Source organism: Dyella japonica (assembly GCF_040545895.1).
In the GTDB taxonomy this organism is placed as follows: Bacteria; Pseudomonadota; Gammaproteobacteria; order Xanthomonadales; family Rhodanobacteraceae; genus Dyella; species Dyella japonica_D.
The window spans coordinates 424,903-448,954 of sequence record NZ_JBEPMU010000001.1; the positions used below are offsets into that span (position 1 = coordinate 424,903).

Sequence of the window (24,052 nt, forward strand, 5' to 3'; positions counted from 1 at the left end):
AGCGGCGACACGGGTAAAAGAAGAGCCACGAGGTACCTCCCAGGCCACGGATCAGAGCATCCCGTTGAATCTCGCGTAGTCGAACAGCTCCTTGTCGCTTTCGATGCCTAGTTTTCGCATGGCGTCGCGCTTCTGCTGACTGACGGTCTTGACGCTTCGCCCAGTTCGCCGGCTGATCTCGGACACCGTCAGGCCAAACGAAAACATCCGAACGATTTCACTCTCACGGGCTGATAACGACACCACTTCGCTCGCATCAAGCTGCTGCGGCAGCCGCTTGCGGACGTTATCTGCCACATAGATACGCCCAGAGCGCACCGCCTCAATGGCGAGGCACAAGTCCTTCGTCATCGAATGCTTGTCGACGAGACCTCTGACGCCAAGGTCCAGCATGCGCTGCAAAAGGCCACCGCTTTGGACCATGCTGAGAACAATGATATGGACGTTCGGATAGGTCGCCCGGATACGCTTCAGCATGCCTAATCCGTCTTCGCTGGGTTCTGCGGTAGGCATGCTGAAATCGGTAATGAGCAGGTCGCAGGGTGAGCCCGCGAGGGCTGCCATGACCTGCATACCGTCACGGGCCTCGCCTACGATGCGAAAGGCGGCGTCATATCCATGCAGCGTGGCCTTAAGGCCTACAAGAACGACGGGGTGATCATCGACAATGACGATACGCATGCAATTCAATGCCTTGAAGATAGTCCGTTAAAACTAACGCACCCCTGATAGGGAGCACTCCACAAAGCTTGCGGCCAAAATCACACCACGCCGCGACTGGCCTTCCCTGCAATGATCCCCGCTGCTGAGTGGCAAACCGCACTGACACGTGTAGCACGTAACTCACTCAGTGACCCGATCTGCGCCCGTGCCAGCCCCATTTCCCGGGGTGAGTGTTCGCTCCACTCATGCGGCCAGCTCAACAGAAGGCCGTCAGGTCCCGCGGCGCGATCCCTGCGCGCTCGCAGAAGGCGAGATAGCGTTGCAAGCCGGTCTTCCAGTTTTCGATGGCCAGCACCTGCCCTTCTTCGCCGAGAAGGACCACGTCACCCACCACGATGGTCAGCGCGAGAACATGCCCTTCCTTGGAAATCGCCTCGGGTGTATGGGCTGAGGCAGCTGTCTCATAGACCACGCTACCGGGACCGGCAATCCAGTCGTGCTCTTTATATTTCCAACGCCCCACGATCGTATAAACAATGACCGTGCCCGAGTGATGATGCCGCGGAAGCTCCAGACCCGCCGGCACCTTCATGAGGACAATCATCTCGCCGCGAATGGGATCCAGTTTGAAGTACTTGAGGTACACATCATTCGAATAGGGCGCGAAAGGCACCCAGGGGAGCGCTTCGTCGTCGATAACCGTGGTCCGGACGTGCTCGTGATACATGGGTGCCTCTGGTGGCAAGCATGATGGCGGCCGACTAGAATCGGCCGAGCGCGACTCCCTATGACCGGAGTGCTTCCTTAGACGCCATAGTTAGCGGGAAAGCCTGCGTCGCGCGATGTCCCATAACGACATCTGCCAGTCAGTTTTCGACAAGCCGCCGCACCCAGGCCGCCAGGAGGGATAGCCATGAACGCTGCTCGCAAGGTCCCGGTCCGATACCTGGTCCTGTTGCGCGACTGGCTAAGGACGCAGGACGTGGATACCGATGCCTTGTTGCGCATGGCTGGCATCGACGCCGCGAAGTTCGATCGCCGCGACGCCACGCTGGAACCCATGGAAATGGAGGCATTCATTGCCAGCGGGCGCAGGCTTACCGGCCGCAGCGACTTTGGCTTCGAGCTGGGCCGACTGATCAAGATGACATCCCACGACCTGCTTGGCTACGGCATGCTCAGTTGCGGAAGCATCGACGAAGTCCTGCGACTAGTGGCGCGCCACTACCACCTGATGACCGAGACGTTCACCCTTCGCTATCAACGAAATCCGACCGGCACGGGTGAAGCGATCTATACACCGGCCATGGCGATGCCGGTGGAGACGTTGCATTTCTATCTCGAGGCATTGGCCGTCGCGCATGACAACCAGCTTCGCCTCATGCTTCCGGAGGAATCCAGGGAAACGTACGACATCTACGTTTCCATGCCACCACCACCGCATCATGTGCGTTATCTAACGCTGGCGCCGACCCGCTATCATTTCGACGGAAACGCCCTCCCCGGTATACGGGTGGTCATGGGTGCCTCCGTACTGGATCACCACCTGCCCTTTGCTGATGTCCATGTGGTAAGGGACGTCGAAAAACGTTGCAGCGATCTGGCGAACCGCCCCCGCGCCGCCGGCATGGACTGGGTGCAGTACCTGCGCATGATGTTTCTCCAGGTGGAGGGAGACCCGCCAACGCTGGAGAGTATCGCCCGGAGCAATCGGGTGTCTCCCCGCACTATCGACCGTTATCTGCGCCGAGAAAATGTAAGTTTCCGGGAGCTTCTGCATCAAGTTCGCCTCGAGCGAGCTTGCGACCTGTTACAGCATTCTCCGAGTACCGTAGCTCAGATAGCGCAGCGACTCGGGTTTAGCGATGCCGCCAATTTCAGCCGTTCCTTCCGCCGCGCCGTTGGAGTCTCCCCTGCAGCCTATCGACAGCGTGCACTGAAGAAGGTGTGTGGTTAGTACGGAAGGCGTGATACAACGGTCCACTGTCTTGGGGAGACAAAGCCTTGTCCAGTTCGCCTTGAATCTGAGCAATTAAGCTCGTGTCATCGAATCCGATCCCGTTCGATCGCCCATAGAAGCTGCGTTTCGGAGCGTCTTCACGAACAACCATCGCCCTCCAAGTAATACCAGCGGGGTCAGAGAAGATAGTGACCGCGCAATCTGCACCATCGACCCGGATATTGAATTGCGCCACAGCTAGTTCCCCTGGTGGGTGCTTCACCGCTTTACTCAGCCTGGATCAGTTACCCATTCCTTCGTGAATTAATAGGGCAAGGGCAATCGCACTGGCGATGGCCTTAGCCATCTCACGAACCATACCTTCCGTGAGATGGAAGCCGGTATCTCCGTAGCGATCCGGCAACGTGCCAGGTTCGTATGGGAGGCGAAAAATGCCCCAGGTGCCTATCCAGACCTGCACGCCAGGCAAATCGACCTCTGAGGCCGAAGCGCGTATTAGGCATTCGTCCACGACATATTCATCCGTGGCCACTAACGACACGTGGGGCTCCCGGCGGGCGCCATTTATGGGGTCCGGCCGGTCATTGGCCAGGGCGAGACAAGGTTACAGGCCGTGCTCCCCTGCATGGCCCTGCGTAGGGGCCTGTTTGGACCGCCAGGAAAGGACCAAATGACCGTCGGTGCGGTGGCACGTGTCCGACAGAATATTTTCTCGCTCTACTGCGAGTCTCAGTACTTAGTCGTTAAGACGCCGGACGATCTTCGCCACGTCGAAACGTTGGCACGGCGTCATGCAGGGACCTCGAGGGCCGCTGACGAAGGAAGCCCTCCCAAGTTCATGTTCCGCTTGCCGGGAGAGAAATCCGGATCCCCGCTGCCTAAGGCGTTCCTCCAGCAAGCTGATTTCATTTCTTCGATGGGGCGCGATGTCATTGGGCTTCTCAATGAGCTTCCCGCATTCAGCACGTTCATGCCATCCGAGCACGACTTCCGTCGTGGCCGCAGTCATTGCGCTGCGATCTTCAGATCCGGCATATGACTCCATGGCCACATAGTCAGCGAGGTGATGCAGGCCAATTGCTAAAACCATGGCATGCCGCAAGCTCTTTGGCTGAAGCTGATACTCCATCCAGGCCGGCAATACGAACAGCTGGTAGAAATCGAGCGCTGGCTTCGGCATTGCCAGAATCCTCGCGGGAGGTATCTAACATCTGAGGAAACCACCCTGCCTACGCGCTGGGTTGGTTTGATATATGAAGCGAAGCCGTCGAGCACATCGGGCAGAGGTTGTCGCTCAGGATTGCCCTGGTGTCGGGTTTGTCTTGTCCATCTTTGAAGAACCCTTGCGTGCGGCTGTCTTCTTGGTGGTGCTCCTCGATTGTGTCAAGAAGGACTCGCAGCTAAGAATCAATTCACGGCCGTAAGCTTTAGAAGCGTCCCAAACAGCGGTGCGACTCACCGCTAGAAGCATGTACGCGGCATGTGCTACCGCCACGACCAAGACCACCATAGTTCGGCTTCCTTGCGGCGTGTCGCTGTGCCACGACAGACGCCACAAGATGAATATGCAACCCGCCACGACGATCATGTTCAAGCACAGCGCTAACAGTTTGACGCCAAGCAAATTTCGACGAAAACCGTAAGTAATGTTTTCCCCAAACAAGATGGGAAACTTCTTCGTGTCACGAGTGTTTTGACGAAGCCAGTTACCACACTGAGCATAGAAGGCGTCTGCGGCGGCTTGGTCTGCACTCTCTTCTGCCGGGCTTGGGGCCGCCACAGCCAGTTTTCCCTCTAGAAACGATCGATATCGGTCTTTTGAGCCAGCATCGATGGTGCTGTCGTTTCGGCGGAACATGATGATAGAAGGCATGCCTCCGTGTTCAGCGTAGAGCTTGCCCTCTATCCCGCGGCCACGAGCGCGCGAGAAGTCCGCGATGGCAAACAGGAGAACGAGTATCCCCAGCGTTGCAATGAGGTTTGAAAGCCCAAATGACTTCCAAGAGATTAGGAGCGAAAGTGCAGCGAGCGCGGGAGCTGCAGCGATGATCGCGGGAAACAGCCTGGCGCGTATGGAGTAAGCGTCGAAGAACTTAAAAAGATCCATCAGAGTCCCTCCACTTCGTCAGCAAACTGCTCCGGAACTGCGGGAACCATGCCGGGATGCCCGCCGCCGCCGTAGTGCGATATCCATGTCGTGCGGGTGCTGTAGACCATGAAGCCTCTGCGCATGAAGGCGTTCTTGACTTGCCCGCGCGGGTAGTCTTGCTTGTTTGAACCAACCGAGCAGAAAGCCGTTCCGACGACTGCCCCTTTCGGTTGCCTTGGCCCAAGCCACATGTCCAACACTGAGGGAGTTACGTTGTGCCTGCTTCCATGATGAGGCACCTGCACGAACGTGGGCCGATCCAATCCGAGCTGAGCACCGAAGTTACCGGCCTCAGCTAACCCGATGGGTCCCACGTCGGCTGTGAGCAGGACGCCCTGGCTGCCCAATAGGCCATACTGCACCACGCAACTTTCATTTGATGCCGACGTCACGGCGTTTTTCGCGAGGGTTTCCACGTCCCATTTTTCTTCAAGTTTCTTCTTCGCAGCCTCGACCAATGATCGAAACAGACCGAAGCTTTGCGACTCAGCAGATTCGGTCGAGTACCTTTCGGGTGTCTTGCCAAAGTCAGGAATCGAATTGATATATCGGGCTCTCGTGGGCGCGAGTACAGTGAATGCGCCAATTTTTACTCCCTGAAAGACCTCGTGGATATGGGTCCCTTTCTGAAGAGCAAGCCTCTCAAGTTCCACCAGATACGGGTGTCGGTCCTTGATGTCGTCTATCAGACCTTGCAGCGTAAAGTTGCCGTGGAAGTGGTCAAGAATTTCCGCAGCATATAGCCACGGCCGGTTCATCCATAGATTTTTTACATCGAACTTCTCCATCACACCAATAAGGCCAGTGGCATGGTCGTCATCGGCATGCGACAGAACCATATGGTTGATGTGGTAGCCAGGGTAGAACTGGTTGATGTGATTGATGATGGTTTCGGCCGTCGCAGTACGCCCCCCATCGACCACGTGAAGGTAATAGCCCTCGGTGTCGTCACCGTAGCGGACAACGATTGCGTCTCCGGAACCCTCCCCTATAGGAAGAAAATCGATCTCATAGTTCATTGCCGCTCTCTTCCTGTTCTGGAGTGGAAAGGAAATACGTTTCGTAGCAATCGTTCATGCGAGCACCCGGGCTGATCCTCGCGGCGCACGGCGCCGCACTGATGCGATAAGTAATTGAGTCGCAATCCTGCCTAATGTGATTCGCGCAACGTAATGGTCAGACTCCCCTTGTCGCCGGCGATGACCATGATGGCCGGGACGCCGTCTGCGGAAAGGGTTTGAGCCAAGTCGTCCACCAGCTTTAAGTCAGTCTGACTTGGCCTGGCGGAGGCGTGACGGGGGTGGGAATGCCAGTCGCCAACGTAGTCCACCATGCCGCGAGTTCGCGTAACACAACGCAGGCGAAGATCTGCGACGCCCTCCTTCCCCCGAATAAACTCTCTAGGAGTTGCAACGCTGTCCAAGGGAGCGTGATAAGCGTCGACAAGATAAATGGTGCGAGCCTTGTGATCGGTCACGCCGACCAAGATGCCGCCCGTTTCGTTGGGAAGCGCCAGAGCCCTTAGCGATTGCAGGTGGGATTCCAAGTCGACGTCCCAGTAAATAGTCCACCCGACAGCGGAAGACTGCCGCACTTCGCAAGGAGGGACGTCATAGCAGTGGACACTGCCCGCAGACCCATCCAACGACCATACGCGGATAGCCGCTGAACTTGCCTCGGCTGCGCGCTGCAAGCCCTGGTTCAGCAGCGCACCGTGCAGCGTGATTCGGGTAGCGGACATGACCAGCGAACGATCCCTGCAGCCTGCCCCCACACGTATCTCGGCTGTGCTTTGCAAATGAGCTTCGCCCCATTCCTGTCGTAATACGGCGCGATAGTACTGGGCCTCAAGCGCCGCTACCCTCAAGTGCTTAGCCGCGTCCTCGATGAGAAGCACAGAGCTGCCGCCGGAAGGTGTAAGGAAGACTGATGCAGTCCGTGGAACGTCTTGCAGTGACCAATCGCGCGGTACCTCGAGAGAGGTCGTGGCATCGATTAGTAAGTCGGCGCTCGCAATTGCAGCGACGAGCGCTTCGTGCTCGCAGTCATTGGCCTTTCCTCGGATCGTCTGCAGTTGCGGATCCCTCTCGCCGAGGGCGGACTGCATAAGCGCACCGACCACTTCCGATTTCGACCGTCCCACACTGATGTCAAAAGCTTGATGGCGAACAACGTTGTGTGGATCGAGCATGTCGGGGTCGACCAGTGTCCAGGATCCCCAACCCTCACGTGCCCATAGGAGCGCGAGGGTGCTACCTAGGGCTCCGGCACCTGCGAGCAGGCCCCGAAACTTGCCGCTCCCCTCAGGCAGACCGGACCAGCCGCGAGCGGCCGCGCGATCTACTCGATGGCGGACATGCATTTGTGTAACCCGAATGTCTCGCCAGTCGCTCGAAGGAGTGACTGCCAAGGATGATGCTTGCCCTACATCCCCTTGAAGAGCGACGGCGCGGAAAACGTGTCCACCCGGCTGACCTTGGTAGAGGACGCCCATCGCAAGCCCCAGACGAGCCAGGTCTGTCTCGACCAAAAACGCCAAAACATCGAGCCGCTCGGTGACCCCATCGCGCAACCGAGGGATCCGAATCAGCATCAGGATGTTGATCCGGCTTTCGGCAGCAGTCACTAGGAGGCCCTCACCGGCCGCCAACCGATACAGTTCTTCAATCAACGCCGGAAACACAGACGTGCCCACCTGTACCAACCGATCCTCGAGGTCACCAAGCGTTTTTGGCAAGTACTGAACGGGCGGATGTGTGACGCCGGAAATTTCGAACGTTAGGAGTTGCAGGGGTGGTGTTACGCCCGGGGTTGATTCGTCGACATCAAATGACGCCGCGAGTGTCACTCGCTCCGCAGTTTCGCTGAGCAAACGCAATCGCAACGTTTTGTTTTGATCCTGGATGGCGTCACCGAATCCGACCGGCAACAGCACTCGCCAGCCAGAATCAAAGAACAGCTGCTCCAATGCCTGATCACGAGCATGCAGTGTTCCATCGGCCGTCTTTTCTAGCCACTGCAATACCCGCGTCAGGAACTGGCCCGGCGTCCAGGTACGCTCCAGACTCGACCATGGGACGTCATAAAGGCATAGCGAGCGGAGCTCGCCTTGAAGTACGCCGTTTTGATGCAGCGTTTCTGGAAAATCGCTGCGGAGCGGGCGCGCCTCGAAGGGCATCGATGCGCCGGGGCGATGGACTAACGCCAAGCGTTCTCGCGGATGAATACCTACATCGTTCCGGGCGGCGACAGTACCGTCACCGATGTCCACGACAATGGCGTGCCAAGACTCCCCATCAGGAGCGCGACGCAGCTCTACAACGTCAACGTCGGGATGCTTCTCGCAGGCTCGCAGCAGCGCAAGAAAGGGAGAATCCACAGGCAGGGAGGCCACATCGCCGGATAGCGGCAGGCCGCATTCAAGGAATGCCATGGATCATCCCGCTCGTGGCGCCGCCGCCGCGGTCACTGCGGCCACACCACGGGCTCGCGCTTCCTTTCGCCGGACACCAGACGCGGAAATTTCCATTTCCAAGGGTTCGGGAGACCTCGCATTTGGCTCTTCCCCTGTGCAATGAAATATACCGCTGTGATCCCCAAGAATTGCCTTGTATTCGCGCTTGGCACGAATGCACGGCGGATCGGAATCGTCGTCCTTGATCGGTTTGGAGCTAGCCACAATCCTGGCACCGAAGCGCGCCTGACCTAGGGCGGATCGTGCGTCGGGAGAAACCTTGACCTTTTCCCCAAGCCTGGACCAACTGTCGTACGAAAGGGAATGCCATGAACAGTGGTGAGGTGCGAGCAGGAGATCGTAAGCCAACACATCTGGCGTCGCCTTGTAGCGACTCCACAGGCGCTCCCAGATCGCAACTTCCGCATCACCGGCAGTCAGGAAGCGGCAGCTATCCGGATGTAGTGCGGATGACGCGAGCTGCATATTGAGGATGGTGCTGGAGTGATTCTTCGACAGTAGCTCCTCATCGTCATCATCCTGCCTGGGCATTGGCGCGAGTAGGTGTGCCTCGAAATAGCTGCTCCAGCGGCCGTTGATTGTGCGAAATTTGTCGCCGGTCTTGATCAAGATTGTGCCGAGATCGTCAGTCTTACCATTCTCATCCTCACCCAAGATCAGCACGCGCTCGCCATCGATCAATAGCTTGCCATCGCGGAAGCGCTGCACGCGCCGCTTAGCTTCCCGATTGAAGGCTTTGGCGTCCGCACACAGCGTGTGATTCTTGGAGGCGCGACGAAAGACCATGGGCGATGACCATATCTCGCGGATAACAATCTTCTTCTCCGCATCCGGCTGGTCATCGGACGGATACTCGTCGATGGGGCCCAAGTGGAAATGCTTCTCCAGCCCGGTGCAGTGATCTTTGTCCGGATGACTTAGCAGAAATGCGTCCACATAAGGGCGCCCCTTTGCGTCGCGCGGCAGGCGATCGCGAAGATCCTTAGCTACATCGCGCGTGTCGTCCGCATCATCATCGGCCGCTACGCGGATATTGACGTCCACCAGCACGTGGGTGGCAGGCTCATCGGCAAGGCGAATCAGCGCCATGTCGCCGCAGCCCACAGGGAAAAACGTGACCATCGCACTCATTCAGCCATCCTCACGCGGTTAGGGCGGCAGAAGGGCCGGCCGCGTGCTATGATACGTCTAATGGTTATATGGATACAATCATTAGTCACGTTATATCTTGCGCTTTTCAGGTGTTTGCATGAAAAACAATGAGTTGGAGTCAGTGAGATCGCCTCGTGGCCGCTGGGGCCAAGACCGTCGACTGGAATTCATCGATACCCGGCTCGCCTGGGAGGGACGACTGAATCGTTCGGCTCTTACGGACTTCTTCAGTATCTCGATACCCCAGGCTTCGCTGGATTTGGCTAAGTACATGGACTTGGCTCCGGCGAACATGCAGTACGACCCGTCGCAGAAGACCTATGTGGCTCAAGCATCTTTTAAGCCGGTCTTCGCCGAGGCGACTAGCGATCGATATTTGGCGGAACTCTATGCGCTGACACTGAAGGTGCTGTCGCCCGACCTTAGCTTCTTGGGCGCAACTCCCGAGACCGACGTGGTTCGCCATCCGGCGCGATCGGTACCGGAGAACTACTTGCGCCAAACACTCTCCGCTATCCGTGAACAGCGGACGCTACAAATCCACTACCAGGCCGTTAGCCACCCCGACCCCTCCGAGCGCTTAATTAGTCCGCGGACACTCGGTTACGATGGTGCGCGATGGCATATACGCGGCTATTGCCACTTACGGCGCGCATACCGCGATTTCGTATTCGCGCGTATTTTGTCGCTCTCGCTCGGCGACCCTTCCGAAGATCCGGTTCCGGCGGACGAGGCCTGGGACCAGGAGTTGGATGTAATCATCGGTCCGCATCCTGATTTGAGCGAGGGGCAGCGGCGGGTTATTGCGCTTGACTATGGAATGACTGGCGATCAGCTGAAGATCCCGACTCGCCAGGCGCTGGTGTACTACTTGCTCAAACGCCTCGGCGTGGCTTCCTCGGTGCCAAGGCCCGCGGCCGAACAACAGATCGTCTTGCTGAATCGTGAAGCGCTTGTAGCCTACGTTCCTGAGTTGGCAGATCCTTCGTCGGGCACAGGAAAGTGAGCCGGCAGCGCTGATCGCAAACGGTAACGATTTTGTTGCCCGCGTCTACAGAAGACGGCTTCTGCATTTGTGCAGAGCATCGCCGCTGTATCCCCTGGGCGCACTGACGTGCCATGTGCTTCGCTGGTTCAGTTCGATGGTGCACGCAACGGAGCCGATTCGCTCATTTGGCAACTACAGATTACTCACATCCCGCCGATACAGGCGTAGCAGTACTACGTGATTAATGCCACAGGGAGTGACGGTTTTGAGTTTGTCTGCAGCGGTAGGCGAAAAGGTCAAGAAGACAGTCAAACAGTGGGCAATCAAGCGTCTCTCATCCGAAATTGGAGCGATGCTACAGAGCGCTCGCGAAGAGAGCGCTCGAAAAGCCAGACAAGATGGGTACGGCAAGGGCTATCAAGAAGGACAGGAAAGTGGCCGCACCGAGGGCCACCAAAAGGGTTACGAAGATGGCTACCAGGCCGGCTTAACGGCTGGCTCGTCGGTGTTCACGTTGGTCGATGAGCGCACGCCGTTTCGCCCCAAATTCATGGAAGACACTCTATACGGCCCCTCCAGGTTCCCTGTAACCGAAGTCTCCATGGAAAGAATGCGTGCCGAAGTACGCGCTGCTGTCGACGCAAAAATTCTTGCGGAGCCTACAGTCGATCAGTGGCGGATGATTTTTGCGGATCACCCGTCAACCTGTGTCTCAGCCGGCGCAGGGTCGGGCAAATCGACAACCCTGATCCTCCGCGTGGTGTTCATGGTCCAACACATGGGTATCCGGCTGGACCAGGTGACCGTGGTCTCATTTACGAAGGCCTCGTGCGAGGAACTCCGCGAGAAACTCGCCCGTGTTCTTGGCCATTGGCAGAGGAAGGAGATTGACCCCGAGTCCCTCCGACCCAACGTCTCGACCTTTCACTCACTGCTTATACGCCTAACGCGAAAGGCCATGCCAGGCCGTCAGTTCTTTGAGATCCTGGACGATAGGGACGAAGTGTCCGAGGAGGAGATCGCCACTATTGAGGTTGACAATCCTCTGATCGCAACCGATCTCTCAGAGCCGCAAGCGACGCTATTGGACACCGCTTATCGAGCTGCCTACCGGGACGATCGTCGATTTCGCCGCCTCGTTTTCCAGCTGCTGGCGTACTCTCTGGAAGACAGGAACCCTCACTCAAAGAAAGCGGCGAGCAATTATCCCGCCCGGACCATTCGTTCGGCGTCGGATCGCGACGCTCAGCTATCAGATACCTTGAGTTCTTCATGGGCTGCTTTGGGCTGGCCGCTCCCCTCGGACTGCGGCGTCGAGAATGAGCGAATTCAGGCTTTCTCCGTAAACGGATACCCCTTCTTTGCTGACGCCCGAATTGGTGAAGACGGCCCACTTATTGTCTTGGCCTGCCCCAAGGGTGCTGGTGAAGGCCTGTTTGGACCGCCAGGAAAGGACCAGATGACCCTCGGTGCGGTGGCACGCGTCCGACAGAATATTTTCTCGCTCTACTGCGAGTCTCAGTACTTAGTCATTAAGACGCCGGATGATCTTCGCCACGTCGAAACGTTGGCACGGCGTCATGCAGGGACCTCGAAGGCCGCTGACGAAGAGAACCCTCCAAAGTTCATGTTCCGCTTGCCGGGAGAGAAATCCGGATCCCCGCTGCCTAAGGCGTTCCTCCAGCAAGCCGGCTTCATTTCTTCGATGGGTCGCGATGTCATTGGGCTTCTCAATGAGCTGCCCGCATTCAGTACGTTCATGCCATCCGAGCACGACTTCGCGACTGCGCTTGGGATTTTCTGGGGATACTTCGAGAACACCCTCAATGATGCGGGCGTCATCACCTTCGACCGGACGTTCATGCAGGCGGCGTCGCAGATCGACACGATGCATGTTGATCCATCCGTGTTGTCGAGAATGCGTCACCTCTTGGTCGATGAGTTCCAAGATATTTCGCCCTTGATTGTCGATTGGCTGACGGCCGCGCAAAGACGCCTTCGAAAGCAAGCGCCCAATCGGCCCATCAGCATCATGGCCATCGGCGACGACTGGCAATCGATCTATAGCTGGCGAGGCAGCTCGCCCGAGCTATTTATGAATTTCGGGGCATACTTTCGTTCTGATTCTAAGCTCGGTCCATCGGGACAGCTTGAGATGGGAACAAATTTCCGAAGCACCAAAGAGATCGTTGACGATGCAACGCTTCTGACGGAGCGCATTGTCGAAAAGACAGACAAGCACTGTGACTCACCACATCTCGGAACAGACTCCGATCATGGTGTCCGCATCATTCAGTACGGAAAGAAGCCAGTGAAGGACGGAACCGATATCAATGAGTGGCTTGCGAAGAAACTGGTTCCAATAATTTATGAGCAGTATGAGTACGCAGTGTCAGTTGGCGGCGATCCTTTGGAGCGAGTAATTGTTATGACGCGAAGCAACTCGACGCGTCGCGCGCTTAAAAACGCGTTGGAGAAAAGGATCGGTCTCAGGCTGATGACATATCACCGCGCCAAAGGATTGCAGGCGACCGTGGCCATCATGGTTGGCGACTGTAGCCCGGGCGAAACCCATCCATTCCGAAACGCGGTGTATGAGAGCAGCGGACGCTTCCCTATCGGAGTGACATACGACAATGCACAGGCTGATGAGGCTCTCCGACTCGCGTATGTTGGTGTCACTCGAGGGAAGCGCCGGGTTCTATGGGCCGTCGAGAACCTTCAGTCGTCGTACTCCGCCGAGGCCTATGGAAGTCGCGGCGTCACCATGCAATTGCCATGAAACAAGCGCTGACAACGACTTAGCTCGCCGCTGTACAAGCTGAGAGTTTCGGCCTCAGCCTCGACGGCTATGAAATACTGAAGTGTTTGTCGGCGATCGATCCCGAACAGGCATTCGATTTCAAACGCTGCGGACTCCGCACCCCAGGGGCCCATTTGCTCCCCGTTTTCGTATTGCTCAAGCAGCCGGGCCACGCGCCCGGCTATTGCGCGGCTAATTCGCCGGCGGCGACCTCGATTCTCGCGGAGGCGTTCGGTACACGGCTTATCGATTACAGGATGGGACGTAGCAAGTTGCATGAAAGCCTCTTATTTGAAGTGAAGACCGGAGCAATAGATTCGTGACAGTCGGCACCAGCCAGGGGCTAAGAGCCTGGCGAACACGACGGTGATTGGATGGCGCCCGCAGGACGCGCGCGGGCACGAGAAGATGAAGGTCACCATGACCTCCAAGGGAATGGCGCCGGTCAGATTCACTGCGTGGTCTAAGCGATCGCGATAAATGTCACTACCTGCTAGGCGCAGACGGTTCCGACAAGGTTGGTCACCAGGGGTCACTGGCCTTGGCGGTAGATGGCCTAAGGAACAGGTGCATAGCTGGCCGGAGCGACCTCTGCAGCTAGCCTGGCGACAACTTCCGGGGCGGGCCACACCTGGCTAGGGCGGGAATGCGGAGTCGCGCACATCACGCCAGAGAGTTGTCGGCGTTGGGGCCGCAATAATGATTGGCCTTGCCGCCATTCTTGCCATCCCTAATTAGGCAGGCGAGGCACCAAATTATGCGTCTCTGCATAATTATGCGGAGTTGCATAAAATCGCATAAATTCACTGAATCAATGACATAGGTGTGCGCTGCTTTGACGGCACTGGGCCGCTAAATGCGCTGGATAGGTGTCGCCAGGTGACCATCTTTGGAATCGCCGATCACGGGCCGGGTCCGCATGCTATTGTTTTTGCTATTCTTTAGCTTCAGCGATGGCTTGTGACGCCAATTAGGGGCACCGACACCTGAGCCCGGCATCAGCACCGCGGCATTCCCTGCTTCTTGGATACGCAAATCGGCTTCCCGCACGGGACTAGTAGTTGCCCGCTTTACCGTCCGACTCCCGCCATCTCGATGCGATACACGTAGCCTCGCGGCCCGGGCGGACGCTTCGGCAGCTCAAGGTGCAAACCATCGGCTTTCTGCTGGAATGCGATCGATGTGCCTGTAGCCAGCAAGGTTACTTTTCGAACCGCCATGGATGGCGTGATGGAATGAATCAGCGCCTGGCCATTCGCGGGCCATTCCATTTCGATGGCGTAGAGCTGGCCATCATGGGTAGTGAATCGGAAGTCGTCGGGCGTATAGGGTTTGGTCTTGGTGTCCTGCATGGTGCCGGCGGCGACCTGGGTTGGGCCTTCGCCGAAGCATTGCCATGGACGTGAGCCGTAGATGGCTTCGCCGTTTGTCTTCAGCCATTGGCCCACGGCCAGCAGGATGTTCCTGGCTTCGTCGGGAATCGTGCCATCGGCTTTAGGACCGATGTTCAACAGCAAGTTGCCGTTCTTGCTCACCACGTCGGCGAGCAGCTGGACGATTTCGTCGGGTGACTTGTAGGAGTCGCCTTCGGCATAGCCCCAGGAGTCCGGGCTTACGGAGGTTTCGGTCTGCCATGGCTGTGCAAGGATATCGGCGGCCTGCCCTCGCTCGATGTTCAACGTGCCGGTGCCGGGCATCATGTTGTCGAGCTTGTAGTTGAGCACCACGCCCTGATCACGCGAGGCGGCCTGGTTGTAGTAGAACGCGGCAAACTCGGCGAGCGCACCGCGAAAGCGCGGCTGGCCTACCCACCAATCGAAGTACATCAGATCCGGGTGATAGTCCTGCACGATTTCGGAAGAGCGCGCGAGCCAGTCGTCGAGATAGGCGTCCGAAACGAAGGTCCAGTCCACGTCTTTGCCGTCGGCACCCTTGGCTCCTTCGGTGGGATGCGCCGGCCCATAAAGTGCGGCGTACTTCGGATCGTTGACGTCCGAGTCGAAGCTGCGGCCGTATTCGTAGAACCAATCGTGTTCCGCGCGATGGGACGACAAGCCAAGCTTCATGCCTTGCGCGCGAATAGCCTTGGCGAGCTCGCCGATCACATCGCGATGCGGCCCCATTTTCACGGCCGTCCAGTCGGATAGCTTGGAGTCGTACATGGCGAAGCCGTCATGGTGCTCGGCCACCGGAACCACGTAGCGCGCACCTGCCGCGTGGAACAACGCGGCCCACGCCTGCGGATCGAAATGTTCTGCCTTGAATCGCGGGATCAGATCCTTGTAGCCGACCTGCGGCATCGCTCCATACGTGCTCACCTGATGCAGGTAGTAATTGGCGTACTCGCCGCTGCGTTCGTACATGTGGCGCGGATACCACTCGCCCTTGTACGCCGCCACGGAATACACGCCCCAGTGGATGAAGATGCCGAACTTCGCATCCTGGTACCACGATGGCGTGCGATACGCGGTCAGGCTCTTCCAGTTCGGCGACACGGCGCCCTGCCAGGCCGCCTTATGCGTTTGCGCAAGCACGGCTTGACGCGCGCCATCGAAAGGACGGTTCGCTTCCACCCATTGGCGCTCGATCGTGGCTGCGTCTGGCGGTACGAAACGTGATGGCGGATCGCTGGCGATGGCTGCCGTTGCACATAGCGCGCAAGCCACACCTAGCCAACGGTGGTTACGCCGTGACACGGAGGAAGGTCTGGCAAAACGCGCAAGCCCAGCGAAAACGGTGTTTTCGCGAGAGTACTTCTTCCGGAACGGCATACGCCCCACTCCTTGATTCACACCGGAAGGCGCCAGTCGTGCGGAGTGCGCCTCCCCTGCCCTTGCGAACCTGAGTGGGACGACCTCGGCGGTACCGAGGCCGTCCCGTCAGACCCGGGGGGAGTCATGCCTGAGACAGGCAGGGAAACACGGTCTTACTTGAACTTGTAGTCGAACGTCAGGAAGATTTCGCGACCGTTGTATTCATCGGCGGTCTGTCCGGTGGTGACGAACTCGAAGCCGCCGGCGTAGTACGGAATCGCGCCAACCTTGTCGAAGATGTTGGATACCGTGAGCTTCAGCGTGGTATCCGGGTTCATCTTCCAGCCGATCGCAGTGTTCCAGGTGATCCACACCGGCGTGCGACCGCGGTACGTGGCGGAATCCACGGTCACCGGGTTGCCATCCTGCGTTACCTGGCACACGCCCGTGCTGATCGACTCGCTGCCATTCTGCACGTTGACCATGCCCGGCTGGATGCCGTTGGGCAACACGACGCAACCGGCGTAGTTCGGAGCGCGCATGCTGCCGTCGCGCACGCCGGAGATCGACACATCCCAGTCGCCCTTGGTCCAGTCGGCGATCCAGGTCATGCGACTCGCGACGTTGTTGTAACGCGTGTTCTGCAACGGATCGGAAGCCAGCACGCGCTGCTTGTACGAGAGGTTGTCGGTGTAGTTGATGCCGGCGCGGAAGTTGCCGTAATCGTCGGTGTGGATCTTGTAATCCAGCGACGCGTCGATGCCGCTGACGTACAGCGATGCCTCGTTGATCGGGCCGGAGTTCTCCGAAATGATCTGGCCGGCCGCGTTACGCGTAACCATCTGCGTGACCATCTGGCAATACGCTGAACCCGGCACGTGCGCCGTATACGGCGACAACGCCGAGGTGCCGTTGGCCTGCAGGCCGGTCAAGCAACCGGCTTCGTCGACCAGCACGGTGTCCTTGTCGAGGTACTCGATGGCGTTGTCCACGCCCATGTGCCAGTAGTCGGCCGACACCGAAAGACCCTGCACGCCCGGAATCTGCCACACGAAACCATAGGTCCAGGAATGGCCGGTCTGCGGTTCAAGCAGGCGGCTGCCGTTGGTGTTCAAGTTGTAGTACTGCGAGGTCGGGCGCTGCACCAGGCTGCACCACGTGCTGTTGGACACGCCGGACTTGATGGCGTTGATGCACTGCAGAGGATCGAGGTAATCACCCACCGGCGACGTGGAGCCGGTCAGGTAGATGGCCTGCATGTCCGGCGCCTTGAAGTTGGTGCCGTAGCTGCCGCGAAGCAGCAGGCCGTCGTACGGGCGGTACTCCAGGCCCGTGCCCCAGGTCTTGGCCACGTCCGCCTTGCTGGCATCGTTGTACTTGTCGCCGCGACCGGAAATGGTCCAGGTCAGCGAATCGAGAATCGGCACGCGGAACTCGGTGCCCAGCGAGAAGCGCTGACGCGTGCCGCCGCCGGTGAGATACGCGCCGAACGGATTCTGGAACGTGCTCGGATCGGCAGAGCGCGGGTCCGGCGAAAGCAGGAAGCCGTTGTGCGCGGCTTCGAGCACTGCAGCCCAACCCACGGACTCGTCCACCCACGGCAGCTTGAACAGATCGCCGTTGATGCGGAACTGCGCCTGATCCAGCCACGACGACGACGTGTTTTCGCCGTTGACCGCGAATTGGCCGTACTGCTGCGGCGTGATCGGATTCCACCACTGCTGCCAGTTCATGTTGTAGATCGGCAGGCCATCGGCCGTGGTGCCCTGCTGCTTGCCGAGGAAGAAGTTGTTCATGCCATCGATGTTGATGCCCGTATAGTCTTCGCGCACCGTGTACTTCTGGCTGTTGAGATTGAAATCCCAGTTGAAGCGGTTGTCGAACAGGGTGCCTATCAGGCCAACCTGCAGGTTCCAGTTCTGTTCGCGGTCATGCGTATTGGCCGCCGTGCCCATCTCCTGCGCGGTCAACTGGCGGATCGCCTGGTTGATCACCTGCCCCGTGCTCTGATCGTAAAACTGGCCGGTCACTTCCACCGGCAACTGGGTGTTGGAGATGCCGGTGGTGTCGTAGAGAGCGGCCGAACCATACAGCTGCAAGCCATTGCTGAAGTCGTACTCGCCGGCGATATAACCGTTCTGGCTGCGGCTGCCAGGCGTCAGCACCCAGTTCTGGAACAGCGCGGGCTGCGAGCAGTAGTAACCGTTGTTGGTCACGCTGGCGATCTGCGTGCCGTTGGTGGTCACCGAGTGCGACTGGCTCAGCTGCGAGTTGGTGAACTTCGAGCAAGTGCCGGCCGGCGGCGTGATGTACATGCCGTTGGCATCCGTCGCCGAGAGCGCAATCGCGCCAGCCGCGTCGTACTGATAGCCAAACATGCGCGATGCCGGGCCCCAGGCGCCATAGCCTGCATCGGACACCGAATCCTGATACGGACGATCCTTGCCCCACAGCGCCGTGCGGTTGGACTGTTCGAGGTTGTAGAGGATGTGCCAGTTGCTGCCGGACTTGCCGCCGAAGAAATTGATGTCGCCGTAGTTGCGGCCGCCACGCGTGGCGCCGCCGCCAGTGATCTGCAGTTCGTCACCCTGGTAGTTCTTCTTCAGGATCACGTTGATCACGCCCGCCACCGCATCCGAGCCGTAGATGGACGAAGCGCCGGAAGCGAGAATTTCGACATGGTCGATCATGCCGATGGGAAGGTTGTTGTAGTTCTGGAAGTTGCTCTGCTTGTTCAACGGCTGCGGGTAATCCACCACGCGATGGCCATCGATCAACAGCAGGCTGAAACCGGGGCCAACGCCGCGCAGGTTGACCGAGCGCGCATTGACCGAGCTGGAGCCCCACGAGGCCGGATCCGACGTCTGCTGGCCCACCTGCGGCAGCGAATCGAGGAATTCCCACAGCGTGGTGAAGCCCTGGTCCTTGATCTGCTCGGCCGTGACGGAGACCACGGGCGCCGGGCCTTCGACTTGCGCGCGCGGAATCATCGAGCCGGTGACCGTGACGCCCTGCAGGTCGACCGTCTTGTCCGGCTTGCTGGACGACTGCGCGCCCGGTGACGACTGCTGCGCGGATGACGGATCACCACCGGACGCCGCGGATTGTGCGAAAGCGAGCGGCGCGAAAAGGGCCAGCGCCAGGGAACTGGCGAGTACGCTGCGTCGCAAACGAATGTTGTTCATGGTTGACTCTCCCCGAAAAGCTTCAATGTTGTGATTGCTGTTGAGCCTTGCGCTCGCCTGCTCTATTCACTTCTTTGTGCGCTGTATTCGCTCGCCTGCGCCGGTCCGCTCTCGCGGTCCCTGATCCGGAATAGACGCTTCATGCCGTCCTGCTCTTGATGACGCTGCGCGATGGCCTGACGACGTTTCTGCAGGCCGTCCATTCGCGATACCCTTTGTTGCCCTCGTGCCATCCCCGCGCGCGTTGCGCTCCCTCAAGTCGCTGGAACCGCACAAGCCCAGCCTGGATAAGGACCTGCGCTGTCGCGCAAGTGCGTTCGCCAACACCACGGCAGACTCATGCCCCCGCATGCCTGCACGCCCTTGCTGCCCCACTCCGCATCGGTCCCGCCGCTCCCGTCGCAAGAAAGAATTTATATACGAACTAGAGGTTCATATTTGATTGGAAATACCGTTATAAAGCGAAACTAGATCGATGCAAGTTGCATTGCAACAAGCAAATGCCGAACAACTGCCCAGGCAATGATTTCGCTTGGATATGAGGCGAATGGCCGCTCGGCTGAAGCTGTCTTGATGCTTACAGATTCGCTCCCAACGGGTCGCGGCGTTGCGGGGCAGCGACGGGCGGCAAGCTCTTGCGACGTAGCGTGCATCGCAGTGCCAGCGTGGCTTTGGCGCCAGCGCGACGCGACAAAAAGACAAAGCCACAACGGAGAGAAACTCGTGCAAGTTTCTCCTGCGTGATGACGCTTTATGTCGTTGACACCGAAACGATCACTGCCCTTTAATGCATCTCCACTCACGGACGTCTTTACGTCCAAACACTTTCTGTCAAAGGTGGTGCATGAAGCGCTTTCTACCAGCTGCCCTCGGCGCCGCTCTCGCCATGGCCTTCGCATCGACCGTCTCGTCGGCCCAAGAGGCAACGGACATCACGCCCTCGCCCCAGCAGATTCACTGGCAGGACCTGGAGTTCGGCGTAATCGTCCATTTCGGCACGAACACTTTCCTCGATCGCGAATGGGGCGACGGCACCGCCGATCCCAAGGTTTTCAATCCCGACCATGTCGATGCGCTGCAGTGGGCGCGAGCCAGTCGCGCGGCGGGTGCGCGCTACATGGTCATGGTGGCCAAGCACCACGACGGTTTTGCGTTGTTTCCAACGGCGCAGAGTGACTACTCGGTCAAGAGCAGCCCGTGGATGGGCGGCAAGGGTGACCTGGTTCGTCTTGCTTCCGACGCCGCCCGTGCTGAAGGGCTGGAGTTCGGCGTGTACCTGTCGCCGTGGGACAGGCATGAGCCCCGCTATGCGGAGCCGCAAGCCTACGATGCGTATTACCGCGCGCAGGTAGAGGAACTGGCGCAGCACTATGGGCCGCTCGTCGAATGGTGGCTGGACGGCGCGGGCAGCGCAGGCCATGTCTACGATTTTCCGCGCTACATCGAAACGCTGCGCACCTACCAGCCCAATGCCATGGTGTTTGCCGACATGGGCTTGTTCGAGTACGGCGACCTTCGCTGGGTTGGGCAGGAGGATGGTTACATCCGAGGCGAGAACTGGAACGTGATCGATCGCCACGGCTACCGGCGCTGGCGCCCGGTGGAAGTCGACACGCCGCTGCACGACCTGCACTGGTTCTGGCATCCGAATGACGAGGGCACACTCAAGAGCGTGGCCAAGCTCGTGGATACCTGGGAGAACAGCGTCGGACGCGGTGGCCAGTTGATGCTGGGCATTGCGCCGGATCGCCACGGCCGACTCCCCGACGCTGACGTCGCTCGCCTCGAAGCCTTTGGCAAGGCACTGCGCGCGCGTTATGGCGACGCCAGCAACCTGGCACGCCACCATGTGGGTACGGACGAGAACATCGAGGCAGCGCTGGATGGCGACAAGAATACGTTCTGGTCCGCGCCGGCGGGCTCCCGGCATGCCACGCTCGAAGTGAATTTCGGCCACCCGGTGACGTTCGACCGTACGCTCACCATGGAATGGCTCGATGACGGCCAGCACGTGCGCAAGTACGCCATCGAAGTGTTCGACGGCAAGGCGTGGCATGCAGTAGCGAGCGCCGAAGCCATTGGCCACATGAAGATCGACGTGTTTCCGCGCGTCACCGCGCAGCGCGTGCGATTGAACATACTCTCCAGCGTTGGCGATGCTTCCATCCGCGAGTTTCAGGTGTTCAACGCGGGCCCGCTCCCTTCGAACTGAAGGGCGGCCGGCCCGCAACGCCGAACGCGCGCCCGATGCGGCATGACCGCGACGCCTGCGCGGCAGTCGCCACAAGAGCAAACATTGCGCAGCGAGCATGCCATTCATCGGCATGCTCAGCGTGGCACGTCGGCGTGGCCCGTCACGGTGAACGTTGCAGGCAGCTGCCCCGCCGAGGGCTGGTGGCCGCCCGCAAACAATGCGTAGCGCCCTGCCCTGACGGCACGCGTGCCGTCGGCATCCACCAGGCTCAGTGCGCGCGCATCGAGATGGAATGACACGGTCCGCTGCTTGCCTGCTGCGAGTGAAACACGCTGGAACCCCACCAGCGCCCGACGCGGCGCATCGGGCGCGTCAGGGTATGCAAGATAGAGTTGCACCACCTCATCGCCGCTTCGCGTTCCGGTGTTGCGCACACTCACTGCAACGTCGAGTGAGTCACCCGCCTTCAGGCTTTGCGCGGACAGCTCGGGCGCATCGTAGGCGAACGTGGTGTAGCTCAGGCCATCGCCGAACGCATACAGCGGTTCGCCCTTGAAGTAGCGATAGGTGCGGCCCTTCATCGTGTAATCGATGAACGGCGGAAGATCGCGCACGTCGCGATAGAACGTCACTGGCAGGCGGCCAGCGGGACTCATGACACCGGCAAGCGTTTGCGCCACGGCCAGCCCGCCCTGTTCGCCGGGATACCACGCCACGACGATGGCGTCCGCATGCTCACTCGCCCAGTTCAAGGCCACGGCACTGCCACTCATCAGGACGACTACCAGCGGCTTCTTGCTGGCCGCAACGGTTTCAAGAAGTTTCTGCTGCGAGGCAGGCAGACCGATATCGGTGCGGTCGCCACCCATGAAACCTGGCACATCGACCTTCAGCTCCTCGCCCTCCACACCCGGCGACAAGCCCACGAAGGCGACCACGGCGTCGGCGTCGGCAGCCGCACTTGCTGCCTCGGCGAGCTGCGCATCCGCGGGCGCCATCCATTCCAGATGGATGCCCTGATCCTCGCCGCTGTGTTCCCATTCCAGGCGCAGATCGTGCGGATGCGTGTCGTCAAAATGCAGCTTGACCGAAGGCGGCTCATCGCCACCCGTGCTGCCGGCAATCAATTGGCCATCCAGATAAAGACGCACGGGATCGTGCCCGCGACAGTCGAAGCATCGATCCATCCGCACGGCCAGGGTGTAATCGCCTGCACCAGGCGGCAACAGCTGCCCGGTCCAGCGCACCGCGTAGCGGGACGCATCGAGTCCGGCCGCAGGTGGCGCGTGATCCGTATCCATGTCCACCTTGCTGTCGAATCGCGTGAACGCCGGCTTGCCGGAGATGCGTGCATCGCGAAAGTACTCGCCCTTGAGGCCGCGCGTGACATGCATCCCATCGCCTCGCAGCGCGGTCTCGGGAATCGGAACCGTCACGCCCTCGGCGAGCGTGGCGCCCTGCGCGTAGCGCACGTTTTGTTCGCCCCATAACGCGCGCAGGCCATCGAGTGGTGTCACAGGCTGCCGCGCCGTGCCGTGATAGTTAGCCTCCAGCACGGACAAGGCATCGGCGTTGGGCCCCACTACCGCGATGCGGCCGCCGGGTTTCAGGGGCAGCGTGTTCGCGCGATTCTTCAGCAGCACGATGGATTCGCCCGCTGCGCGCAATGCCAGCGCGCGATCCGCCTCGGCATCGTCCCGTGGCGTTGGCGCGGACGCGTCGAACATGCCAAGTCGATAGCGCGCAGTGAACAGCCGGGTCGCTGCCACGTCGAGGTCGTGCTCGCTGATCCTGCCGTCTGCGAGTGCGCCACGCAGGTCCGCATAAGCCGAACCGCAATCCAGATCCGTGCCCGCACGCAACGCACTGGCGGCCGAGCCCGCGTTGTCCTTCTGGTAGTGATGGAACATCGTCATGTCGTCCACCGCATCGCAGTCGGACACGACAAAGCCCTGGAAACCCCAGTCGTTGCGCAGGCGTTCGCCAAGCAGCCACGGCAAGGCGCAGACGGGAACGCCATGAATGGCGTTGTAGGCACACATGATCGAGCCCGCACGACCGTCGACAACCGCGGCGCGGAATGCCGGCAGATAGGTGTCTTCGAGATCGTGCGCGGACACATCCACGTCGAAGCCATGACGGCCTGGCTCCGGGCCGCTGTGCACGGCGAAGTGCTTTGGCGTGGCGATCACCGTGGGGTGCGCCGGGTCGTCGCCCTGCAGCCCTTCGATGAAGGCCACGGCAAGCGTTGCCGTCAGGCGTGGATCCTCGCCATAGGTCTCCTGGCCACGCCCCCAGCGAGGGTCGCGGAAGATATTGATGTTGGGTGACCAGATCGTCAGGCCGTTGTAGCGCCCATGATTCTTGTCAAACCCCGTGGCGAGGAACTTGTCGCGCGTCTGCGTTGCGACCACCCCGCCCACGGCGTGAAGCAAGGCCGGATCCCAGCTCGCCGCAAGACCGATCGCCTGCGGGAACACGGTCGCCTCGCCAAAACGCGCAAAGCCATGCAGCCCCTCGCTCCACCAGTCGTACGCGGGAACGCCAAGCCGCGAAATCGCCGGCGCGGCACTTTGCAACTGCGCGATCTTCTCCGCTGGCGTCATGCGCGCCACCAGGCTGCTTGCGCGGTCAGTCGCTTCATCAGCCAAGGCGGAAGTCGCCAGCGACGCGCCGAACAGGAGCGCCGCCAACCGACCGGCCCGATGCCATCGCTTCATTCGCATGTGC

Annotated in this window: 16 protein-coding genes; 4 read left to right on the plus strand and 12 right to left on the minus strand. The window is 59.6% G+C overall.

From position 1 onward, the window contains the following. Positions 1–51 precede the first annotated feature (51 nt). Positions 52–681, minus strand: a complete 630-nt coding sequence (locus ABIC75_RS01885) for a response regulator transcription factor (RefSeq protein WP_354012171.1) — start codon at positions 679–681, stop codon at positions 52–54. A 238-nt stretch (positions 682–919) separates the two neighbouring features. Further along, the gene (locus ABIC75_RS01890) at positions 920–1,390 is read right to left on the minus strand and encodes a 2,4'-dihydroxyacetophenone dioxygenase family protein (protein ID WP_354012172.1); all 471 of its coding nucleotides are present in this window, start codon (positions 1,388–1,390) and stop codon (positions 920–922) included. Positions 1,391–1,576: 186 nt separating this feature from the next. Between ABIC75_RS01890 and ABIC75_RS01895 the strand changes: the two genes are divergently transcribed. Continuing rightward, the gene (locus tag ABIC75_RS01895) at positions 1,577–2,620 is read left to right on the plus strand and encodes a helix-turn-helix transcriptional regulator (RefSeq protein ID WP_354012173.1); all 1,044 of its coding nucleotides are present in this window, start codon (positions 1,577–1,579) and stop codon (positions 2,618–2,620) included. A 283-nt stretch (positions 2,621–2,903) separates the two neighbouring features. Here the strand turns inward: ABIC75_RS01895 and ABIC75_RS01900 are convergent, their stop codons facing one another. From ABIC75_RS01900 to ABIC75_RS01925, 6 genes are all read right to left on the minus strand, one after another. Further along, a complete protein-coding gene (locus tag ABIC75_RS01900; protein WP_354012174.1) occupies positions 2,904–3,164 on the minus strand; it encodes a hypothetical protein in 261 nt (86 codons plus the stop codon). 195 nt (positions 3,165–3,359) lie between these two features. Continuing rightward, entirely contained in the window at positions 3,360–3,803 is a 444-nt protein-coding gene (locus tag ABIC75_RS01905; RefSeq protein ID WP_354012175.1) for a hypothetical protein, read from the minus strand. A 114-nt stretch (positions 3,804–3,917) separates the two neighbouring features. Further along, the gene (locus tag ABIC75_RS01910) at positions 3,918–4,730 is read right to left on the minus strand and encodes a hypothetical protein (protein ID WP_354012176.1); all 813 of its coding nucleotides are present in this window, start codon (positions 4,728–4,730) and stop codon (positions 3,918–3,920) included. Further along, positions 4,730–5,791 (minus strand): hypothetical protein, encoded by a 1,062-nt coding sequence (locus tag ABIC75_RS01915; RefSeq protein ID WP_354012177.1) that lies wholly within the window; start codon positions 5,789–5,791, stop codon positions 4,730–4,732. Before ABIC75_RS01915 ends, ABIC75_RS01910 begins: the two co-directional genes overlap by 1 nt. 131 nt (positions 5,792–5,922) lie before the next feature. Then, positions 5,923–8,205, minus strand: a complete 2,283-nt coding sequence (locus tag ABIC75_RS01920; protein WP_354012178.1) for a ThiF family adenylyltransferase — start codon at positions 8,203–8,205, stop codon at positions 5,923–5,925. A gap of 3 nt (positions 8,206–8,208) precedes the next feature. Then, complete coding sequence (locus tag ABIC75_RS01925; protein ID WP_354012179.1) at positions 8,209–9,378, minus strand: metallohydrolase; 1,170 nt, start codon at positions 9,376–9,378, stop codon at positions 8,209–8,211. Between the two features lie 118 nt (positions 9,379–9,496). Between ABIC75_RS01925 and ABIC75_RS01930 the strand changes: the two genes are divergently transcribed. Next, a complete protein-coding gene (locus ABIC75_RS01930) occupies positions 9,497–10,405 on the plus strand; it encodes a helix-turn-helix transcriptional regulator (RefSeq protein ID WP_354012180.1) in 909 nt (302 codons plus the stop codon). A 247-nt stretch (positions 10,406–10,652) separates the two neighbouring features. Further along, positions 10,653–13,169, plus strand: coding sequence for a UvrD-helicase domain-containing protein (locus ABIC75_RS01935; protein WP_354012181.1), 2,517 nt, complete (start codon positions 10,653–10,655; stop codon positions 13,167–13,169). 1,091 nt (positions 13,170–14,260) lie between these two features. Here ABIC75_RS01935 and ABIC75_RS01940 read toward each other — a convergent pair. From ABIC75_RS01940 to ABIC75_RS01950, 3 genes are all read right to left on the minus strand, one after another. Beyond that, entirely contained in the window at positions 14,261–15,763 is a 1,503-nt protein-coding gene (locus tag ABIC75_RS01940) for an alpha-L-fucosidase (RefSeq protein WP_436407864.1), read from the minus strand. 353 nt (positions 15,764–16,116) lie between these two features. Further along, the gene (locus tag ABIC75_RS01945; RefSeq protein WP_354012182.1) at positions 16,117–19,128 is read right to left on the minus strand and encodes a TonB-dependent receptor plug domain-containing protein; all 3,012 of its coding nucleotides are present in this window, start codon (positions 19,126–19,128) and stop codon (positions 16,117–16,119) included. A gap of 62 nt (positions 19,129–19,190) precedes the next feature. After that, a complete protein-coding gene (locus ABIC75_RS01950; protein ID WP_354012183.1) occupies positions 19,191–19,331 on the minus strand; it encodes a hypothetical protein in 141 nt (46 codons plus the stop codon). Positions 19,332–19,972: 641 nt separating this feature from the next. Between ABIC75_RS01950 and ABIC75_RS01955 the strand changes: the two genes are divergently transcribed. After that, entirely contained in the window at positions 19,973–21,340 is a 1,368-nt protein-coding gene (locus ABIC75_RS01955) for an alpha-L-fucosidase (protein ID WP_354012184.1), read from the plus strand. Positions 21,341–21,456: 116 nt separating this feature from the next. On the opposite strand, the gene ABIC75_RS01960 is transcribed toward ABIC75_RS01955, so the two are convergent. Next, positions 21,457–24,042 carry a glycoside hydrolase family 3 C-terminal domain-containing protein gene (locus tag ABIC75_RS01960; RefSeq protein ID WP_436407865.1) on the minus strand — a complete coding sequence of 862 codons (2,586 nt, stop codon included), beginning with the start codon at positions 24,040–24,042 and terminating at the stop codon, positions 21,457–21,459. Positions 24,043–24,052: the final 10 nt, after the last annotated feature.